This window comes from Pseudomonas sp. PDM18 (genome assembly GCF_014852585.1).
Classification (GTDB): domain Bacteria; phylum Pseudomonadota; class Gammaproteobacteria; order Pseudomonadales; family Pseudomonadaceae; genus Pseudomonas.
Window position 1 is genome coordinate 1 of record NZ_JACVBX010000060.1, and the last position, 255, is coordinate 255.

A 255-nucleotide genomic window follows, 5' to 3' on the forward strand; every position below is an offset into this window, starting at 1 on the left:
TGATCGAAGCCACGCGCCAGCTGGAAGTGCAGCGCAAGGCGCTGTCGCTGGCCAAGACCGAGCTGGCCACCCTGATCAACCTGCCGCCGGGCACCGACCTGAAGCTGGCCATGCCGGCCGACGGCTACCCGCTGCCGGAGCTGAAGGTGAGCATGGACAGCCTGGAGCGCGAGGCGCTGGCTTCGCGGCCGGAACTGCGCGAGCAGGACTACCAGAGCCGCATCAGCGCCGCCGAGACCAAGAAGGCCATGCTGC

General features: G+C 69.0%; 1 pseudogene. It reads left to right on the forward strand.

The window, feature by feature from the left end:
- Window positions 1-255: pseudogene (locus tag IB274_RS29545) on the forward strand (transporter); the annotation flags it as partial.